This is a genomic window from Streptomyces sp. NRRL S-37, assembly GCF_000721605.1.
Lineage (GTDB): Bacteria > Actinomycetota > Actinomycetes > Streptomycetales > Streptomycetaceae > Streptomyces.
In genome coordinates this window covers 233,888-251,551 of record NZ_JOIZ01000006.1, presented here as the reverse complement: position 1 = coordinate 251,551, position 17,664 = coordinate 233,888, and the positions used below count along the sequence as shown (strand labels likewise).

Genomic DNA, 17,664 nt, shown 5'->3' with positions numbered 1-17,664 from the left:
GGCGGTGCTCACGCATCGCGCGCACCCGGCACATGCGGCAGCCGCCCGGCCGCGACCACTCCTTCGAGATAGCCACGGGCCCGCTCGGTCCTCGGATACGCCTCCAGCAGCCGCCAGAAACGCGGGCCGTGCCCGGGCACCAGAAGGTGCGCCAGCTCGTGGCAGAGGACGTAGTCGACGACGTACTCGGGCATGCCCTGCAGCCGGTGCGACAGCCGGATGCTTCCCTCGGACGGGGTGCACGAGCCCCAGCGCGTGTTCTGGTTGGTGACCCAGCGCACCGAGGCGGGCCTGGCCCGTCCGCCGAAGTACTGCTCGGACAGGAGCCGGGCGCGCTCGGCCAGCTCCGTGTCCCCGAGCGTCCGTCTGCTCTCCTGTGCGGCCAGCTTGTCGAGCATGACGGTCACCCAGCGCTGCTCCTCCGCCTCGGACATCCGGGCAGGGATGAGTACGACGGTGCGATCGCCCTCGCGGTACGCGGAGACCGTTCTGCGGCGGCGGGCGCTCCTGCGGACCTCGATCGCGCTCGCCCGTGAGCCGTTCGCCGGCTGGCTCGTCGTGCTGCGCTGTGACTTTCCGGCGCGGTGCAGTGGGTCGGCGGGCACGTCCCGACGGTACCCGCTGCACACGGGGAAGTCTTGGCTCCGGGACGGTTCCACGGCGATCCCCCCCACCGGGCGCCGGATTTGTACGATGAATCCCGTCGCCTGTGGACAACTTTCGGCGGCCTCCGGCCCGTCCCGGCATGCTGGCATGCGTCGGACGAGCCGTGAAGGGCTCGACCGCCCGACGGGGATGATCCGGGACATACGGGGGCCTTTCATGCATCCGATGGTCAAGCCCGCGCTGCGGCGCGGATGGCGCGATCTCAACACCGTGCAGTTCGGGATGACGCCGGCCCACGCGTTGACGCTGGGCCCGGTGGACACGGCCACGGGCAGCTTTCTCGACCTGCTCAACGGTGCCCGCGGGCTGGAGCTCCTGCGGGAGGAGGCACGGCGCATGGACCTGCCCGAGGGCCATGTCGACCGGCTGGTGCGCCGGCTGTCGCGGGCCGGGTTGCTGGACGACTCGCGGGGCGGCGGGCCGGCCGCCGAGGCCCTGCGGGAGAAACCGGAGGTCCTCGACCGGCTCCGTCCGGACCTGGCGTCCCTCGCCCTGACCACCTCCGAACCGGGCGATCCGCTGCGCCGGCTGGCGGCGCGCCGCGGTATGCGGGTGCAGGTGAGAGGCGCGGGCCGGGTGGGTGCCGCCCTCGCGGCGCTGCTGTCGGGGGCCGGGGTGGGCGAGGTCGACGTGCGTGACGTCGGGCAGGTCGAGCCGTGGGACGTCGTGCCGGGCGGACTGCCCGCCGAGGCCGTCGGCGACCGCAGGGACGAGGCGGCCCGCCGCGCGGTACGCCGGGCCGCCCCGGACCGCCCGCCGCGCCGGACCGCCCGGTCTCCCCTCGAAGGGGGCGATCCCGGTTTCGGTCTGGTCGTCCTCGCCCCGCGGGACGACGTCGCCGTGCACGCGCCCGATCCGGCGGCCGCCGAACCCCTCGTGTCCTCGGGCACACCCCATCTCTACGCCGGTGTCGTGGAGGGGACCGGTGTGGTCGGCCCGCTGGTCCTGCCCGGCGAGACGAGCTGTGCGGGCTGTCTCCAGCAGGACCGCACCGACCGGGACCCGGCCTGGCCGCGTCTGGCCGCCCAGTGGCGCTCCGGGCGGCAGCGCCGGGTGGGCGCCTGTGACCTGACGCTGGCCACGACGGTGGCCGGGCTGGCGGCCGCCCACGCGCTCGCCTTCCTGGACGGCCGGGTTCCGTCCAGCGCCTGCGCACGCTGGGAGGTCTCCCTTCCCGCTCTGCGCTGGGATGCGCGTCCGGTCCGGCCGCACCCGGCCTGCCCGTGCGGAGCCGTGCGCAAAGGTCCGGAAAAAGGTAAGGGAGAACACATCCCCGGGGACGGGGGGTCGCACGAGACAATGGCCGGGCACGGGCCGTCGGAGGAGTGGCGCCGCGAGGCGGACACGAAACGGCCGGCAGGGACTTGGAGGGCGCATGTCTGATCTTCCCCGGAAGGCGGTCACCCGGACCGCCAAACTGGCCGCGCTCCCGCTCGGCTTCGCCGGGCGGGCTACGTGGGGCCTCGGCAAGCGGATCGTGGGTGAGTCCGCGGAGCTTGTCGGCCGCGAGCTCCAGCAGCGCACCGCCGAGCAGCTCTTCAAGGTGCTCGGCGAGCTCAAGGGCGGCGCGATGAAGTTCGGCCAGGCCCTGTCGGTCTTCGAGTCGGCACTGCCGGAGGAGGTCGCCGGCCCCTACCGGGCGGCGCTGACCAAGCTGCAGGAGGCAGCCCCGCCGATGCCCACCCGTACCGTCCACACGGTGCTGGCGGAGCGGCTGGGCGAAGGCTGGCAGGAACTGTTCCTCGAGTTCGAGGACAAGCCGTCCGCCGCGGCCTCGATCGGCCAGGTGCACCGGGCGGTGTGGCACGACGGCCGCGAGGTGGCGGTCAAGGTGCAGTACCCGGGCGCCGGCGAGGCCCTGCTGTCCGACCTGAACCAGCTGAGCCGCTTCGCCCGTCTGCTGGGTCCGCTCATCCCCGGCATGGACGTCAAGCCACTGATCACGGAGCTCAAGGACCGGGTCTCCGAAGAGCTGGACTACGGCCTGGAGGCCCAGGCCCAGCGGACCCACGCCGAGGAGTTCACGGACGACCCCGACGTCGTCGTGCCGGATGTGGTCCACCAGTGCGAGCAGGTGCTGATCACCGAGTGGATGGACGGCATACCGCTGTCGGAGATCATCTCGGACGGCACGGAGGCACAGCGCGACCGGGTCGGCCAGCTCCTGGCCCGCTTCCTGTTCTCCGGTCCCGCCCGCACCGGTCTGCTGCACGCCGACCCGCATCCCGGGAACTTCCGTCTGCTGCCCGGCGGGCCGCGGGGCGAGAACGACTGGCGTCTGGGTGTGCTGGACTTCGGCACCGTCGACCGGCTCCCGGGCGGGCTGCCCGAGCCCATCGGCGAGGCCCTGCGGATGACGCTGGACGGAGAGGCGGAGGCCGTCTACGAGATGCTCTGCGCCGAGGGCTTCGTCAAGGAGTCGATCGAGCTGGACCCCGACACCGTCCTCGACTACCTCCTGCCGATCATCGAGCCGGCCGCGGCCGACGAGTTCACCTTCACTCGCGGCTGGATGCGGAGCCAGGCGGCCCGGATAGCCGACCCCCGCTCTCCCGCCTCCCAGCTGGCCAAGCAGCTCAACCTTCCCCCGGCCTACCTGCTGATCCACCGGGTGACCCTGAGCACGATCGGCGTGCTCTGTCAGCTGGGCGCGACGGTGCGGCTGCGGGAGGAGCTGGAGGAGTGGCTGCCGGGTTTCGTCCCGGAGGAACCGGCGGCGGAGGAACCGGCCGCCCGGGCATGACGGACGCGGCGGCGGGCGCTTCCCGTGCCGGCCGCTACCACCACCGCGCGTCCAGGCGACCCTCGATCGCCCGCAGGTTGTCGCGGGAGCACGCCTCGCAGTAGTGACGGCGGGCGCCGCCCTCCACGGAGAAGGTCCAGGTCGGCCGCGGTCCCTCGGCGCGGGTGCCGCAGCGGGCACACACCAGCGGCTCCGGCTCCGCCGCGGAGCCGTCGTCGTCACCGCCACCGGGATGACTCGTCACCCGGCGACGATAACGCCGTTCCCGACGGCCCGCCCCACGCGACGCACCGCGGGGCCGGTCCGTTCGCACGGGCCGGCCCCGCGGGGAGAGCTGTGCCTCCGGCGAGGGAGGCCACCGCTTCAGGTGGGACGGGTTACTGCATGACCGCCATGGCGAGCGCGCGGCGGGCGCGCCGGGAGGCGCGCTCGGCCCGGCGCTGCATCCGGCGAGCGGTCACCAGGCGCACGGCCTGGCGCTCCCGCTGCGCCTCCTGCAGTCGCTCGTGCATATGCGCACGGGCCAGGGCTTCTGGGATGAGTTGCATCTCTCGGGTCCTGTTCTGGCGCGAGTCGTTCGCACCGCTGGTGGTGAAGTCTTCGGTCGCGGAGCCTGAGGGCTCGTGAGTGGACGGCATCATCGGGGCCTGCTTCTGGGGGTCGTGCGTGAGGGGGCGGTCGATCGTTCCTGGGGTGTTCATGCCGTGACCGGGTTCTTGCGCGGGCGGCCACGCGGCCGCTTGCGGGCGACGACAACTCCCTGGACGAACAGCTCGCCGCCCCAGACGCCCCAGGGCTCACGCCGCTCCTTGGCGCCGGCGAGGCAGGCCTCGATCAGCGGGCAGGTGCGGCAGAGGGACTTGGCGTACTCGACGTCCGCCGGCGACTCGGCGAAGAAGACCTCCGGGTCGTAGGAGCGGCACGGGACGGGCACGCCGAGGTTCTCGATGGCGTCGTCGAGCGCGGTGAGCGCGGTGAGCGGAGTCAAGGTCGGGTCCTCCGTGGAGCCGGGCTTGGGGATCGTGCCGGAAGGCGGTACGGACGGGACGTGCGCTTCGAGTTGCACGGTTCGTCTTCCTCGTCTGGTCGTTTCCGGCCTGTTGGCCGGGTGGCGGCTGGAACCGGGTTCTTTTCTTGTCCCGAGGCGCTTCGCTCTCCCCGCTTGAGGGAAAACAGAAGGGCCGCGGATCCCGGATGGGGTTCCGCGGCCCTGAAGGCGCCGGCCTGATCGCATCAGGCTGGATCACTCCAGGGTTCTGGCCCACGGAAGGCCCACATCAGGTGGTGCTGCGTCGTCTGCTTCCGGAATCCGGCACCGGCCGCCGCAAAGGCATAGGCCTTCGCCTGTGCCACTACCGCTTCCAGTGCCTTGGTCGGTCGCTCATCGCGCTCACGGACGGCAGGAGCCGCGGGAGCGAGGGAGGACACCAGACGTTCGGCGTGAATGCCGGACAGACCGGTGCCCTGGTTCGAGGCGCCGAGGATGCACAGGGAGACGGCCGAGCGATCGGTCAGTTTGACGATGGAGCTGGTGTTGATGCTGATCACTGGACTCGCCTCCTCTCGGCGTCTAGGGGACCGGGGTGAACCGGTCCGCGGACGTACAAGTACAACACGGTAGTGGGGCCTTGGAGAAGGCCGCCATCCCCGTGCCTAAGAACCTATGGGGATTGCCGGGGCATGCGCAAACTATTTTTCCGACGAGTTCGGATCAGTCCTGATCCTGTTCCTCATGGATGTCACGACCTGCGCAGATGGCCAGAACATCGGCTCCGTAGCGGCCCAGCTTGCGCATCCCCACTCCGGGGATCCTGGCCAGCGCGTGCTCGTCGTCGGGGACCGTCTCGGCGATGGCCATCAGCGTCTTGTCGGTGAAGACGCAGAAGGCCGGCTGCCCGCTGCGCCCCGCCTGGACGGCGCGCCACTCACGGAGCCGCTCGTACAGGCCCTCGTCCATGTCCGTGGGGCAGTCCTCGCAGCGCATCAGCTTCATCTCGCCCGCGTCGGTCAGCGTGCGGCCGCACACCCGGCAGCGGGCGGGGCTGCGCTGTCCGTGTCTGGGGCCCGGGACGACCGCGGGGGACGCCGCCCCGAACGAGCCGCGCTCCACACCTCCCGCGCCGGCCGCGCCGCCCCGGCCCGCGGCGGCGTTCGACCCGGGGCGCAGTCCGTGGAGGAAGCGGCTGGGGCGGCGGTTCGGCCGGCTGCCGGGCGAACGGGAGAGCGCCCAGGAGAGCTGGAGGCGCTCACGGGCACGGGTGACACCGACATAGAGGAGACGGCGCTCCTCCTCGATCTGTTCGTCGGTCTTTGCGTAGGTGATCGGCATCATGCCCTCGGTGACGCCGACCAGGAAGACGACGTCCCACTCCAGGCCCTTGGCCGAGTGCAGCGAGGCAAGGGTGACGCCCTGCACGGTCGGGGCGTGCTGGGCGCCGGCCCGCTCGTCGAGTTCGGCGACGAGGTCGGCGAGGGTGGCACCGGGCCGGGCGGCGGCGAAGTCCTGGGCGAGATGCACCAGCGCGGCCAGTGACTCCCAGCGTTCCCGGACCGCTCCGGAGCCGGCCGGCGGCTGGGTCGTCCAGCCCTCGCCCGAGAGCACGGCACGCACCTGGGAAGGCAGGTCGGGGGCGTCGTCGAGGAGGGCGTCGTTACCGCCGAAGCGGGCCGCGCCGCGCAGGGCGATGCCGGCCTTGCGCACCTCGGGGCGGTCGAAGAACCGCTCGGCGCCCCGTAGCTGGTAGGGCACGCCGACATCGGCGAGGGCCTGCTCGTAGGTCTCGGACTGGGCGTTCGTCCGGAACAGGACGGCGATCTCGCTCGCCGGGACCCCGGCGTCGGTCAGTTCACGGATACGTCGGGCGACGCCCTCCGCCTCGGCGGGCTCGTCGGGGTACTCGGTGAAGACCGGCTCGGTCCCCGCGGCGCGCTGGGAGACCAGCTCCAGCCGGTGGTCGGCGGCCCGGCCGCGGGCCTGGGCGAGCAGGCCGTTCGCCAGGCGGACGACCTGGGGGGTCGAGCGGTAGTCGCGGACCAGCTTGACGACGGTGGCCCCGGGGTGACGGGTGCGGAAGTCGAGCAGATGGTCGGGGGTTGCGCCCGTGAACGAATAGATCGTCTGGCTGGCGTCGCCGACCACGCACAGGTTCTCCCGCTCGCCGAGCCACAGTTCCAGCAGCCGCTGCTGGAGCGGGCTGACGTCCTGGTACTCGTCGACGACGAAGTGCTGGTACTGGGCGCGGACCTGCTCGGCGATGTCGTGCCGGTCCTGCAGGACGGCGACGGTCAGCAGCAGCACGTCCTCGAAGTCGATGACGGCGCGCTCGCGCTTGAGGTCCTCGTAGGCGGAGTAGAGCTGGGCGATCTCGGCGGGGTCGCGGGGGGACTCCCGGCCGGCCTTGGCGGCGGCGGCCGCGTAGTCGGCCGGGACGGTCTGGGTGACCTTGGACCATTCGATCTCCGCGGTGACGTCCCGCAGCTCGCCCCGGTCGAGCCGGATACGGCAGGCGGTGGCCGCGTCGGCGACCAGCTGGATCTTGCGGTCGACGAGCCGGGGCAGGGAGCCGCCGATCGCTTTCGGCCAGAAGTACTGCAACTGGCGCAGCGCCGCGGAGTGGAAGGTGCGGGCCTGGACGCCGACGGCACCGAGCTGGCGCAGCCGGCCGCGCATCTCACCGGCGGCGCGGTTGGTGAAGGTGACGGCGAGCACGCTGGAGGGCTGGAGGATGCCCGCGCGCACCCCGTAGGCGATCCGGTGGGTGATGGCCCGGGTCTTGCCGGTGCCGGCGCCCGCCAGCACGCACACCGGACCCTGCAGGGCGGTGGCCACGGCGCGCTGCTCGGGGTCGAGCCCCTCGAGCACCGCGTCGGCCGAGTCCGGTACCTGTGGGAAGAGAGTGGAGTGCGTTGCTGCTGTCACACAGCCATGCTGCCAGGTCGCCGGAGACAGGCGAGCCGGTTGTCCACAGGGAGGCCCCCGTAGTCGTACTAATGCGGCGGGTATCACGGGGGACCCGTGCGGCCGGCCGGCGGGAATGCCGGCGCCCTCCCGTATGTTCCTCCCACGACAAGGACTTCCCCGAGCCGCCGAAGGAGCGCGAGAGGCATGCAGGGCACTGTGACGATGTACAGCACCACGTGGTGCGGCTACTGCCGCCGGCTGAAGAGCCAGCTGGACCGTGAGGGCATCGCGTACACCGAGATCAACATCGAGCAGGACCCGGACTCCGCGGCCTTCGTGGAGAAGGCGAACGGCGGAAACCAGACAGTGCCCACGGTCCGCGTGGTTCCCTCCGTCGGTGGCGACGAGGTCGTGATGACGAACCCGAGCCTCGCCCAGGTGAAGCAGGCTCTCGCGGTCTGACGTTCCGGCGCCGCGCCCCCTCCGGTCGAGATGACCGGAGGGGGCCGACGTGTCTTCGGGGGCGGGGAGGCGGAGCCGGCCGGATTCGAACCGGCGTCCTCGCGGTTTTGGAGACCGCGCGCGACGACCTCTGCGCTACGGCTCCGCCCGGCCCGACAGCGTAGCCGGTACGGGGAACGGGCCCCGGCGGTCCGGCGCCGGGGCTCCGTCGAAGCGGCGGTCCGGTCAGAAGGCGCCGCGGGTCGGCAGCTCCTTGCCGTACCAGCGTTCGATCAGGCGGGCCGCGATCGAGATGCCGTACGGCGGGAGCACCTCGCCGGACTCGAAGGCGGCGCCGAGTTCGTCGCGGGAGAACCAGCGGGCCTCGTGGATCTCGTCGCCGTCGACATTGATCTCGGTCGTGGTGGCGCGGGCGGTGAAGCCCAGCATGAGGCTGGACGGGAAGGGCCAGGGCTGGCTGGCGACGTACTCGACCTCGCCGACGCCGATGCCGACCTCCTCGTGGACCTCGCGGCGCACCGACTGCTCGATGGACTCTCCCGGCTCGACGAATCCGGCGAGCGTGGAGAAGCGGCCCTCGGGCCAGTGGACCTGGCGGCCGAGCAGGAGGCGGTCCTGGTCGTCGACGACGGCCATGATCACCGCGGGGTCGGTGCGCGGGTAGTGCTCGGCGCCGCAGGCGGGGCAGCGGCGGATGTGTCCCGCGGCGGCGATGACGGTGCGCTCGCCGCAGCGGGAGCAGAAGCGGTGCAGCCGCTGCCAGTTCTCCAGGGCGACCGCGTGCACCATCAGGCCGGCTTCGCGCGGTGACAGGAGCAGTCCCGCCTCGCGCAGGCCCGCCGGGCGGGCGGAGTCGTCCATGCGGCCGGGCAGGGAGTCCTTCTGGAGGGCGAAGTAGCTGACGCCGTCCTCGTCGTTGCCGAGGAAGTAGCGGTGGGCCTCGGTGAGCGGGGCCTCGAAGGACGGGGTCATGACGAGTTCGGTACGTCCGTCCGCCGTCTCGTCGATGAGGACCTGGCCGCCGGAGACCACGAAGCAGCGGGTCGAGGGGTGGCTCCACGCCGCCGCGAGCCATGCCTCGTCGAGCCGGTGGTGGGCGGCGCGGTCGATGCCGCTCGGGGCGGTGAGCGAGATGGGACGGTCGGCGGTGTGGTCGGTCCAGGTGGTCACGGGTGCTTCCAACTCCCCCGGTGGAACGGATTGGGTCGGCGGGCGGTTCGGCGGGACGTGCGGCGGGAGGGACCGGGTCCTGCGGGGCGTGGCGGCGGGTCCCTTCCAGTGTGCCCCGCGCGGGTGTCCGGTCCGGACGGTGTGCGGGGTCAGGGGGCGGGCCGCCAGTGCTCGGCGAGGTCGCCCCACAGGTGGGCGCTGGTCTCGACGCCTTTGAGGAGCAGGTCCAGGTCGACCTTCTCGTTGGGGGCGTGCCAGCCGTCGGACGGGACGGAGATGCCGAGGAACAGCACCGGTGCGCCGAGGACGTCCTGGAGGTCGGCGGCGGGTCCGGAGCCGCCCTCGCGGGTGAAGCGGACGGGTGCGTCGAAGGCGCGGCCCATCGCGCGGACCACGGACCGCAGGGCCGGGTGGTCCAGCGGTGTCAGGCAGGGGCGGGTGGCGGGGCTGAAGGTGATCTCGTGGCGGATGCCGTCGGGCAGCTGTCCGGGCACCCAGGCGCCCACGGCCTCGCGCACGTGCTCGGGGTCCTGGCCGGCGACGAGCCGGAAGGACAGCTTCACCATGGCGGAGGACGGGATGACCGTCTTGCTGCCGGGGCCCTGGTAGCCGCCGCCGATGCCGTTGACCTCGGCGGTGGGGCGGGCCCAGACGCGCTCCAGGGTGCTGTACCCGGCTTCGCCGTGGGTGCCGTGGGACCTGGCGGTGCGCAGCCACCGGTCCTCGTCGAAGGGCAGTTCGGCGAAGAGCTCGCGTTCGCGGTCGGTGAGCTCGACGACGCCGTCGTAGAAGCCGGGGATCGCCACGCGCGCGTGCTCGTCGTGGAGGGCGGCCACCAGGCGGGCGACGGCGGTGGCCGGGTTGGGCACCGCGCCGCCGAAGGAACCGGAGTGGACGTCCTGGTCGGGGCCGTACAGCCGGATCTCGCACTCGGCGAGGCCGCGCATGCCGGTGCACACGGTGGGGGTGTCCTCGGACCACATGCCGGTGTCGGAGACGATCACGGCGTCGGCGGTGAGCCGGTCCGCGTGCTGTTCGACGAGCGCGCGGAAGTGCGGGGAGCCGGATTCCTCCTCGCCCTCGATCAGCAGTTTCAGGTGGACGGCCGGGGTGGTGCGGCCGGTGGCGGCGAGGTGGGCCCGGACGCCGAGGGTGTGGAAGAACACCTGGCCCTTGTCGTCGGCCGCGCCGCGCGCGTGGAGGCGGCCGTCCCGGACGACGGGTTCGAAGGGCTCGCTGTCCCAGCCGTCCTCGCGGGCCGCGGGCTGCACGTCGTGGTGGCCGTAGACCAGCACGGTGGGCGCCCCGGGGTCGGCGGAGGGCCACTCGGCGTAGACGGCCGGGGCGCCGGGGGTGGGCCAGACCTCGGCGGTCGGGAAGCCGGTCTCCTTGAGCGCGGCGGCGAGCCAGTCGGCGCTGCGGCGCACGTCGGGCGCGTGGTCGGGCTGGGCCGAGACGGACGGGATGCGCAGCCACTCGGTGAGGTCGTCGAGGAAGGCGACGCGGTGCTGTGCGATGTACGTACGGACGGCGCTGACGGCGGTGTCAACGGGCTGGCTCATGTCCTCGAGCCTATCGGCCCGCGCCGGTGTCCTCGGAGTGCGGTATCTCACCGGGCGGCTCCCCGAGCAGCAGCCGCTCCAGCTCCGCGCGGCCGGGCAGGGGGCCGGGGCGGACGATCTCACCGGTGCGCACGTACAGGAACGCGGTCGCGACGCTCTCCGGGGGGACGCCCTGCTGTTCGGCCCAGGCGAGCCGGTAGACGGCGAGCTGGAGCGGGTCGGCGGTGCGGTCGCGGCCGGTCTTCCAGTCGACGATCTCGTACGTGGTCCCGTCCCCGTCGTCCTTCCGGTAGACGGCGTCGATGCGGCCGCGGACGACCCGGCCGGCGATCGACAGCTGGAAGGGTGCTTCCACGCGGTAGGGGGTGCGGTGGGCGTACTCGGTGCGTTCGAAGGCCTCCTTGAGGGCCTCCAGGTCGCGTTCGTCGGCGATCTCGGCATCGCTGCCGGGCAGTTCGTCCGGATCGAGCATGGGCAGGGTCAGTTCCTCGAAGCGTGCCTCGACCCAGGCGTGGAAGCGGGTGCCGCGGCGCGCGGCGGGCTGCGGCGGGCGGGGCATGGGACGGGCCAGCTCCTGGGCGAAGCCGTCCGGGTCGGCGGCCAGGCGCAGCAGTTCGGAGGCGGTCAGCGAGGCGGGCAGCCGCACCTCGGTGACGCTCTCGCGCAGATGCAGGAGCTCGCCGGTGAGGGCGTCGAGGTCACGGTCCCAGGAGGCGACGGTGCGGGCCTCCTCGGGGGTGAGACGGGGGCGCGGCGGAGGGGCCGGCTCCGCCGGGCCGGGGTGTGCGGTGGGTTCCGGGGCCGTCGCCTGGTGCGGGACGGTGGGGCGGTCGGTGCTCCAGGAGTCCCAGTCGTCCGGGCCGGCGTCGGCGAAGGGGTCCTCCTCGGGGAGGGGGTCCTCGTCGTCGGGCGGCGGCGGCCAGTCCGGGTCGTCGTGGGTGTCCGGGTCGTGTACGGCCGTGGCAGGGCCGTCCGGGTGGGCGGCGAGGCGGTGCAGGTGGGCGAGGACGGTGTCGGCGGCCGCGCGGCGGCGGGCGAGGGCGGCGTCGTCGAGGGGCAGGGGCCACACCTGGTCGTCGCCGGCGCGGTGCAGGGCGGGGTTCTCCTCGTCCTCGGCGGGCTCGTCGGCCCATGCCTCGATCTCGCCGTGTCCGGCGGCGCAGTGCGCGTGGAGGGCGTGGAGGAAGTCGGAGGGGCCGCGCGGTTTCTTCTGGCTGGGCCCCCACCAGTGGCCGGAGCCGAGGAGCAGGGAGCGGGGGCGGGTGAAGGTGACGTAGCCGAGGCGGAGTTCCTCGGTGTGCTGGTGTTCCTTCATGGCCTCGTGGAAGGCCTTCAGGCCGCGGGAGTCCCAGGACTCGACGTCGGGCAGGGTGTCGGCGTCGCCGCGCAGGGCGTGCGGCAGCACCTTGCCCTGCGCGGTCCACTTCTCGCGGCCCTGGCCGCTGGGGAAGGTGCCGGTGACCAGTCCGGGGACGGCGACGACGTCCCATTCGAGGCCCTTGGACTTGTGCGCGGTGAGGACCTTGACGGTGTTCTCGCCGCCGGGCAGCGCGTTGTCGAGGCCCTTCTCGTACTGGGCGGCGGTGCGCAGGAAGGCGAGGAAGGCGAGCAGGGTGGCCTCGTTGTCGCCGGCGGCGAAGGACGCGGCGATGTCGAGGAAGTTGGAGAGGGTCTCGCGCCGGCGGGCGGCCAGGGCGTGCGGGGAGGCGGAGAGTTCGACCTCCAGGCCGGTGACGGCGAGGACGCGGTGCAGGACGTCCATGAGGGGGTCGGCGAGGGAGCGGCGCAGCTCGCGCAGTTCGGTGGCCAGGCGGGCGAAGCGGACGCGCGCGTCCGGTGAGAAGGGCAGGCCGTCGTCGCCACGGCCGTCCAGCGGTGTCTCCAGGAAGGTGTCGAGGGCGTCGGCGAGGGAGATCACCTCGGCCGGGTCGACGCCCTCGACGGCTTCGGCGAGCCGCCGGTCGGGGTCGTCGTCGCCGTCCACGCGCGCGTGGGAGACGAGCCGTCGTGCGCGCCGCCCCAGCAGGGCGAGGTCGCGGGGGCCGATGCGCCAGCGCGGGCCGGTCAGCAGCCGTACGAGGGAGGCGTTGGCGCCGGGGTCCTGGAGGACCTCGCAGACGGCGACCAGGTCGGCGATCTCGGGCAGGTGCAGCAACCCGGACAGGCCGACCACCTCGACGGGGACGTCCCGCGCGACGAGGGCGCCCTGGATCTCGGCGAAGTCGCCGGCCGTACGGCACAGCACGGCGATCTCGCCGGGGGCCTTGCCGGTGTTCACGAGGTGGGCGACGGAGTCGGCGATCCAGTCGATCTCCTCCGCGTGGGTGCGCAGCAGGGCACAGCGGACGATGCCGTCGCGTTCGGCGCCGGGGGCCGGGCGGAGGGCCTCCACACCCGCGTGCAGGGCGCGCAGCGGCTCGGCGAGGCCGTTGGCGAGGTCGAGGAGGCGTCCGCCGCTGCGGCGGTTCTCGCTGAGCGACTGGCGGGTGGCGGGGCGGCCGTCGGCGTGGGCGAAGTGCTCGGGGAAGTCGTCGAGGTTGGCGACGGAGGCGCCGCGCCAGCCGTAGATCGCCTGGCAGGGGTCACCGACGGCGGTCACGGGGTGGCCGGTGCCGCCGCCGAACAGGCCGGCCAGCAGGACGCGCTGGGCGACGGAGGTGTCCTGGTACTCGTCGAGGAGGACCACGCGGAACTCGTCGCGCAGCAGGCGGCCCACCTCGGGGAGGGCGGCGAGCCGGGCGGAGAGGGCGATCTGGTCGCCGAAGTCGAGCAGGTCGCGTTCGCGTTTGGCGGCCCGGTAGCGCAGCACCAGGTCGGCGAGCTCGCGCCGCGCGGCGGCCGCCTCGGGGACCTTGCGCAGGTCGGCGTTGGTGAGCCTGGTGTTCTCCAGGGTGCGCAGCAGCTCGGCGTCGTGGGCGCGCAGGTCCTCGGGCCGTACGAGGTGTTCGGAGAGCTCGGCGTCGAGGGCGAGGAGGTCGCCGACCAGGTCGGGGAAGGAGCGGGTGAGCGCCGGGTAGAGGCCGGGGGCCTCGCGCAGGACCCGCGCGGCGAGCTGGTAGCGGGTGGCGTCGGCGAGGAGGCGGGAGGTCGGTTCGAGACCGACGCGCAGGCCGTGGTCGGCCAGCAGGCGGCCGGCGAAGGCGTGGTACGTGGAGATCACGGGCTCGCCCGGGGGGTTGTCCGGGTCCGGCGGGAAGGGGTCGGCGCGAAGCGCCGTCGTCGAGGGGTGGTGGCCGGGTGACGGGAGGGGGTCGGGGTCGGTGACGCCGGCCTTGATCAGCGCCTTGCGGACGCGCTCGGCGAGTTCACCGGCGGCCTTGTTGGTGAAGGTGAGGCCGAGCACCTGCTCGGGGGCGACCTGGCCGGTGCCGACCAGCCACACCACGCGGGCCGCCATCACCGTCGTCTTGCCCGACCCGGCTCCGGCCACGATCACCTGCGGGGCGGGCGGCGCGATGATGCAGGCCGTCTGCTCCGGGGTGAACGGGATGCCGAGGAGCTCCTTGAGCTGATCGGCGTCGGTGATACGGGCGGGCACACGCAGAATCTAGCGGCGGACACTGACAGCGGGGACCGCCGGAGCCCTCCGGGGGCGGAGAACCGCAGGTCGGCACGGGTGGTGCGATGCGTCACTCCGGTCACTCGACCACGTGCCGGCCCTCGGGTCTGGCGCTGCACGAGGCCCAGAACGCGCAGTGGGCGCAGTGCTGGCCCGCGGTCGGGCTGAACCGTTCGTCCAGGACCTTCCCGGCGGCCGTGGCCAGCAGATCGCCGACCCACTCCCCCTCCGGCGGCTCCTGGGTCTGCACCTTGGGCAGGGTCTCGCCGCCGTCCCGCTTGGCGGCCCCCTGGCGCAGCTGGACGAGCTCGGCGCCGCCCGGTTCGGGGCGCTCGCCGCCGAAGAGGCCGTCGACGGCGCCCTCCTCGACGGCGAGCTGGTAGACGGCGAGCTGGGGGTGGCGTTCCACCTCCTTGGCGCTGGGCGCCTGTTTGCCGGTCTTGAAGTCGACGACGTACGCGCGTCCCTCGCCGTCGGTCTCGACGCGGTCCATCTGGCCGCGGATGCGGACCTCGTAGTCGCCCGCTTCGAGGGTGACGTCGAAGTCGTGCTCGCCGGCCACCGGGGTGCGGCCGGCGCGGTCCATGACGTGCCACTTCAGGAAGCGTTCGAGCGCCACGCGCGCGTGCTCCTTCTCCTGCGCCGACTTCCACGGCGCGTCGAAGGCGAGCGCGTTCCACACCGAGTCGAGGCGCTCCATGAGGACGGCGAGGTCGGCCGGGGTGTGCCCGGAGGCCACCTCGTCGGCGAGGACGTGCACCACGTTGCCGAAGCCCTGGGCGGCGTTCGCGGGCGCGTCGGCCTTCACCTCACGGCTCAGGAACCACTGCAGGGCGCAGGTGTTGGCGAGCTGGTCGAGGGCGCTGCCGGAGAGCACGACGGGCTGGTCGCGGCTGCGCAGCGGCACCTTGCTCTCCGTCGGTTCGAACATGCCCCACCAGCGGTAGGGGTGCGCGGACGGCACCAGGGGGCGGCCGTCCTCGTCGGCGAGCGCGGCAAGCCGGGCCAGCCGCTGGGCGGCGGCCTCCCGCAGGGTGTCGGAGACCCGGGGGTCGACCGTCGTGGCGCGCAGTTCGGCGACGAGCGCGGCGACGGCCAGGGGGCGGCGCGGGCGCCCGGTGACGTCCTGGGGCTCGACACCGAGTTCGGTCAGGAAGCGGGAGGGCTGGTCGCCGTCGTCGGCGGGCGCCTTCACCGCCGTCACGACGAGCCGGTCACGCGCGCGCGTGGCCGCGACGTAGAACAGGCGGCGCTCCTCGGCGAGCAGCGCGCCGGGGGTGAGCGGTTCGGCGAGTCCGTCGCGGCCGATGCGGTCGGCCTCCAGCAGGGAGCCGCGGCGGCGCAGATCCGGCCACAGGCCCTCCTGGACGCCGGCCACGACGACCAGGCGCCACTCCAGGCCCTTGGAGCGGTGCGCGGTCATCAGGCGCACGGCGTCGGGGCGGGCGGCGCGCCGGGTGAGGGTGTCGGCGGCGATGTCCTGGGCCTCGATCTCCTCCAGGAAGTTCAGGGTGCCCCGGCCGCCGGTGCGTTCCTCCGCGCGGGCGGCGGTCGCGAACAGCGCGCACACGGCGTCGAGGTCCCGGTCGGCGTTGCGGCCGGCCGCGCCGCCGCGCCGGACGGCGCGTTCCAGGCGGCTGGGCCACGGCGTGCCGTCCCACAGGTCCCACAGGGCCTCCTCGGCCGTACCGCCGCCCGCCAGGCGTTCGCGGGCGCGGCGCAGCAGGCCGCCGAGACGCTGGGCGCCCCGCGCGTAGACGGGGTCGTGCACGGCGAGCCGCTCCGGTTCGGCCAGCGCCCGTGCGAGCAGTTCGTCCGAGGGCGGCGGCAGCGGGTTGCCCCCGGCCCGCTCCTCCTCGCGCAGGGCCCGTCCGAGGCGGCGCAGGTCGGCGGCGTCCATGCCGGCGAGGGGGGAGGTGAGCAGGGTGAGGGCGGTCTCGGTGTCGAGCCAGCACGCGTCGGCACCGGTTCCGGCGTCCTCCCGTTCGCCCGCCTCCGCCGTGGCCACCGCGCGCAGGGCCGTCAGCAGCGGGGCCACCGCGGGTTCGTGGCGCAGGGGCAGGTCGTTGCCGTCGACGTCCACGGGGACGCCCGCCGAGGTGAGCGCGCGGCGGACGGCGGGAAGGGTCCGGGCGCCGGCCCGGACCAGGACGGCCATGTCCTTCCAGGGAACGCCGTCCTCCAGATGTGCCCGGCGCAGGATGTCGGCGATGTTGTCCAGCTCCGTGCCGGACGTCGGGTAGGTGTACACCTCGACCCGGCCGCCGTCCCGGTCCGGGGTCAGCTCCCGGTGGGCGCGGACCTTCTCGGCGGGCAGGCGGGGCAGCGGCATGCGCCGGGTCACCCGCCGGGTGGCCTCCAGCAGGGCGGCGCCGGAGCGCCGGGAGGTGCGCAGCACCTCGACCGGGGCCGGGCTGCCGTCCGCGCGGGGGAAGGTGTGCGGGAACTCCAGGATGCCGCCCACGTCCGCGCCCCGGAAGGCGTAGATCGACTGGTCGGGGTCGCCGAAGGCGACGAGGGTGCGGCCGCCGGCCAGCGCCCGCAGCAGCCGTACCTGGGCGGGGTCGGTGTCCTGGTACTCGTCGACGTAGACGGCGTCGTACCGCGCGGCCAGTTGTCCGGCGGTCTCCGGGCGGCCGGCGAGGAGCACCGCGCGGTGGACCAGTTCGGCGTAGTCGAGGACGCCCTGCAGGTCGAGGACGTCGAGGTACTCGGCGAGGAAGGCGGAGGCGGCGCGCCAGTCGGGACGTCCGATGCGGCGGGCGAAGGCGTCCAGGGCCTCGGGGCCGAGACCCAGCTCACGGCTGCGGGCGAGCACCGCGCGGACCTCGTCGGCGAAGCCGCGGGTGGTCAGGCAGGCGCGCAGCTCGTCCGGCCAGCGCACATGGGCGAGGCCGAGCCGCTCCAGGTCCACCTGGCCGGCGAGCAGCTCGCGGACGGTGACGTCCTGCTCGGGGCCCGACAGCAGCCGCAGCGGCTCCACGAAGAGGTCGCTGTCCTGGTGGGCGCGGATCAGGGCGTAGCAGAACGAGTGGAAGGTGGTCGCCTGCGGGGCGCGCGCGGTCCCGATGCGCAAGGCCATGCGGTCGCGCAGCTCGACGGCGGCCCTGCGGCTGAACGTCAGCACCAGGATCCGCTCGGGGTCCCCTCCCCGGGCGATCCGCGCGGCCACGGACTCGACCAGGGTGGTGGTCTTGCCGGTGCCCGGACCTGCGAGAACGAGCAGCGGGCCGGTCGTGTGCTCAACCACGGAGCGCTGTGCGGCGTCCATGCGAGGGGGATTCACCCGGGCGGGCGGGGTACGCACCAGTCGATAAGCGCCACGGTTCCCCCGCCGCACCTGGGGGTGCGGCAGGCCGCTGGTGGAGGAAGAGGAGCTCACGTGGTTCGCCGGTCCTGGTGGGTGTGCTGTGGGGCTGTTCGCCGCGCGTGCGGGGCGGTGGGCGCGGGGTGAAGGGGGCACGCGCGGCCGACGCTACGCCGGTGAGAAGTGCGGAAGCAGGCTTTCCGCTTCTTCCCTCCGGGCACTCCGGCCACAGGTGTCCCTCGTCTCACGAACGTACGCCATGCCACGCATGTGCCCCATATCACCTCAAGGGGT

13 protein-coding genes and 1 tRNA gene are annotated in these 17,664 nt (G+C 73.6%); 3 read left to right on the top strand and 11 right to left on the bottom strand.

Features of this window, described 5'->3' with window-relative positions:
* Positions 1 to 8: 8 nt before the first annotated feature.
* Entirely contained in the window at positions 9 to 605 is a 597-nt protein-coding gene (locus tag IH50_RS0111700) for a M48 family metallopeptidase (protein ID WP_030860182.1), read from the bottom strand.
* A 217-nt stretch (positions 606 to 822) separates the two neighbouring features.
* Between IH50_RS0111700 and IH50_RS0111695 the strand changes: the two genes are divergently transcribed.
* Together IH50_RS0111695 and IH50_RS0111690 are read left to right on the top strand one after the other, a co-directional pair.
* Complete coding sequence (locus IH50_RS0111695) at positions 823 to 2,049, top strand: TOMM precursor leader peptide-binding protein (RefSeq protein WP_030860179.1); 1,227 nt, start codon at positions 823 to 825, stop codon at positions 2,047 to 2,049.
* Positions 2,042 to 3,409, top strand: a complete 1,368-nt coding sequence (locus IH50_RS0111690; protein ID WP_030860178.1) for an ABC1 kinase family protein — start codon at positions 2,042 to 2,044, stop codon at positions 3,407 to 3,409. The genes IH50_RS0111695 and IH50_RS0111690 overlap by 8 nt, the downstream gene beginning before the upstream one ends.
* A gap of 34 nt (positions 3,410 to 3,443) precedes the next feature.
* On the opposite strand, the gene IH50_RS0111685 is transcribed toward IH50_RS0111690, so the two are convergent.
* The 5 genes from IH50_RS0111685 to IH50_RS0111665 all read right to left on the bottom strand — a co-directional run bounded on the left by IH50_RS0111685 (position 3,444) and on the right by IH50_RS0111665 (position 7,328).
* Entirely contained in the window at positions 3,444 to 3,653 is a 210-nt protein-coding gene (locus tag IH50_RS0111685; RefSeq protein WP_030860177.1) for a hypothetical protein, read from the bottom strand.
* 133 nt (positions 3,654 to 3,786) lie between these two features.
* Positions 3,787 to 4,110, bottom strand: coding sequence for a hypothetical protein (locus tag IH50_RS0111680; RefSeq protein ID WP_030860176.1), 324 nt, complete (start codon positions 4,108 to 4,110; stop codon positions 3,787 to 3,789).
* Positions 4,107 to 4,475 carry a WhiB family transcriptional regulator gene (locus tag IH50_RS0111675; protein ID WP_030860175.1) on the bottom strand — a complete coding sequence of 123 codons (369 nt, stop codon included), beginning with the start codon at positions 4,473 to 4,475 and terminating at the stop codon, positions 4,107 to 4,109. The genes IH50_RS0111680 and IH50_RS0111675 overlap by 4 nt, the downstream gene beginning before the upstream one ends.
* Before the next feature lie 167 nt (positions 4,476 to 4,642).
* A complete protein-coding gene (locus tag IH50_RS0111670) occupies positions 4,643 to 4,957 on the bottom strand; it encodes a hypothetical protein (protein ID WP_030860173.1) in 315 nt (104 codons plus the stop codon).
* Positions 4,958 to 5,120: 163 nt separating this feature from the next.
* Positions 5,121 to 7,328: an ATP-dependent DNA helicase UvrD2 gene (locus IH50_RS0111665; protein WP_199822070.1), complete on the bottom strand. Its 2,208-nt coding sequence runs from the start codon at positions 7,326 to 7,328 to the stop codon at positions 5,121 to 5,123.
* A 186-nt stretch (positions 7,329 to 7,514) separates the two neighbouring features.
* Here IH50_RS0111665 and IH50_RS0111660 point away from each other — a divergent pair, with 186 nt between their 5' ends.
* Positions 7,515 to 7,772 carry a mycoredoxin gene (locus IH50_RS0111660; RefSeq protein ID WP_030860168.1) on the top strand — a complete coding sequence of 86 codons (258 nt, stop codon included), beginning with the start codon at positions 7,515 to 7,517 and terminating at the stop codon, positions 7,770 to 7,772.
* A gap of 70 nt (positions 7,773 to 7,842) precedes the next feature.
* Here the strand turns inward: IH50_RS0111660 and IH50_RS0111655 are convergent.
* The 5 genes from IH50_RS0111655 to IH50_RS0111635 form a co-directional block, all read right to left on the bottom strand.
* Positions 7,843 to 7,917: transfer RNA gene (locus IH50_RS0111655), tRNA-Trp, on the bottom strand.
* A gap of 80 nt (positions 7,918 to 7,997) precedes the next feature.
* Positions 7,998 to 8,942 (bottom strand): NAD(+) diphosphatase, encoded by a 945-nt coding sequence (gene nudC / locus IH50_RS0111650; protein ID WP_030860166.1) that lies wholly within the window; start codon positions 8,940 to 8,942, stop codon positions 7,998 to 8,000.
* A gap of 149 nt (positions 8,943 to 9,091) precedes the next feature.
* On the bottom strand, positions 9,092 to 10,504 hold the full coding sequence (locus tag IH50_RS0111645; protein ID WP_030860164.1) for a dipeptidase: 1,413 nt from the start codon (positions 10,502 to 10,504) through the stop codon (positions 9,092 to 9,094).
* A gap of 10 nt (positions 10,505 to 10,514) precedes the next feature.
* Entirely contained in the window at positions 10,515 to 14,042 is a 3,528-nt protein-coding gene (locus IH50_RS0111640; RefSeq protein ID WP_030860162.1) for a UvrD-helicase domain-containing protein, read from the bottom strand.
* 100 nt (positions 14,043 to 14,142) lie between these two features.
* Positions 14,143 to 17,445 carry an ATP-dependent helicase gene (locus IH50_RS0111635; protein WP_030860159.1) on the bottom strand — a complete coding sequence of 1,101 codons (3,303 nt, stop codon included), beginning with the start codon at positions 17,443 to 17,445 and terminating at the stop codon, positions 14,143 to 14,145.
* Positions 17,446 to 17,664 lie beyond the last annotated feature (219 nt).

Coding starts and splice junctions, on each gene's coding strand:
- IH50_RS0111695 (WP_030860179.1), top strand. CDS start 823: ATGCATCCGATGGTCAAGCCCGCGCTGCGGCGCGGATGGCGCGATCTC.
- IH50_RS0111660 (WP_030860168.1), top strand. CDS start 7,515: ATGCAGGGCACTGTGACGATGTACAGCACCACGTGGTGCGGCTACTGC.
- IH50_RS0111645 (WP_030860164.1), bottom strand. CDS start 10,504: ATGAGCCAGCCCGTTGACACCGCCGTCAGCGCCGTCCGTACGTACATC.
- IH50_RS0111680 (WP_030860176.1), bottom strand. CDS start 4,110: ATGAACACCCCAGGAACGATCGACCGCCCCCTCACGCACGACCCCCAG.
- IH50_RS0111690 (WP_030860178.1), top strand. CDS start 2,042: ATGTCTGATCTTCCCCGGAAGGCGGTCACCCGGACCGCCAAACTGGCC.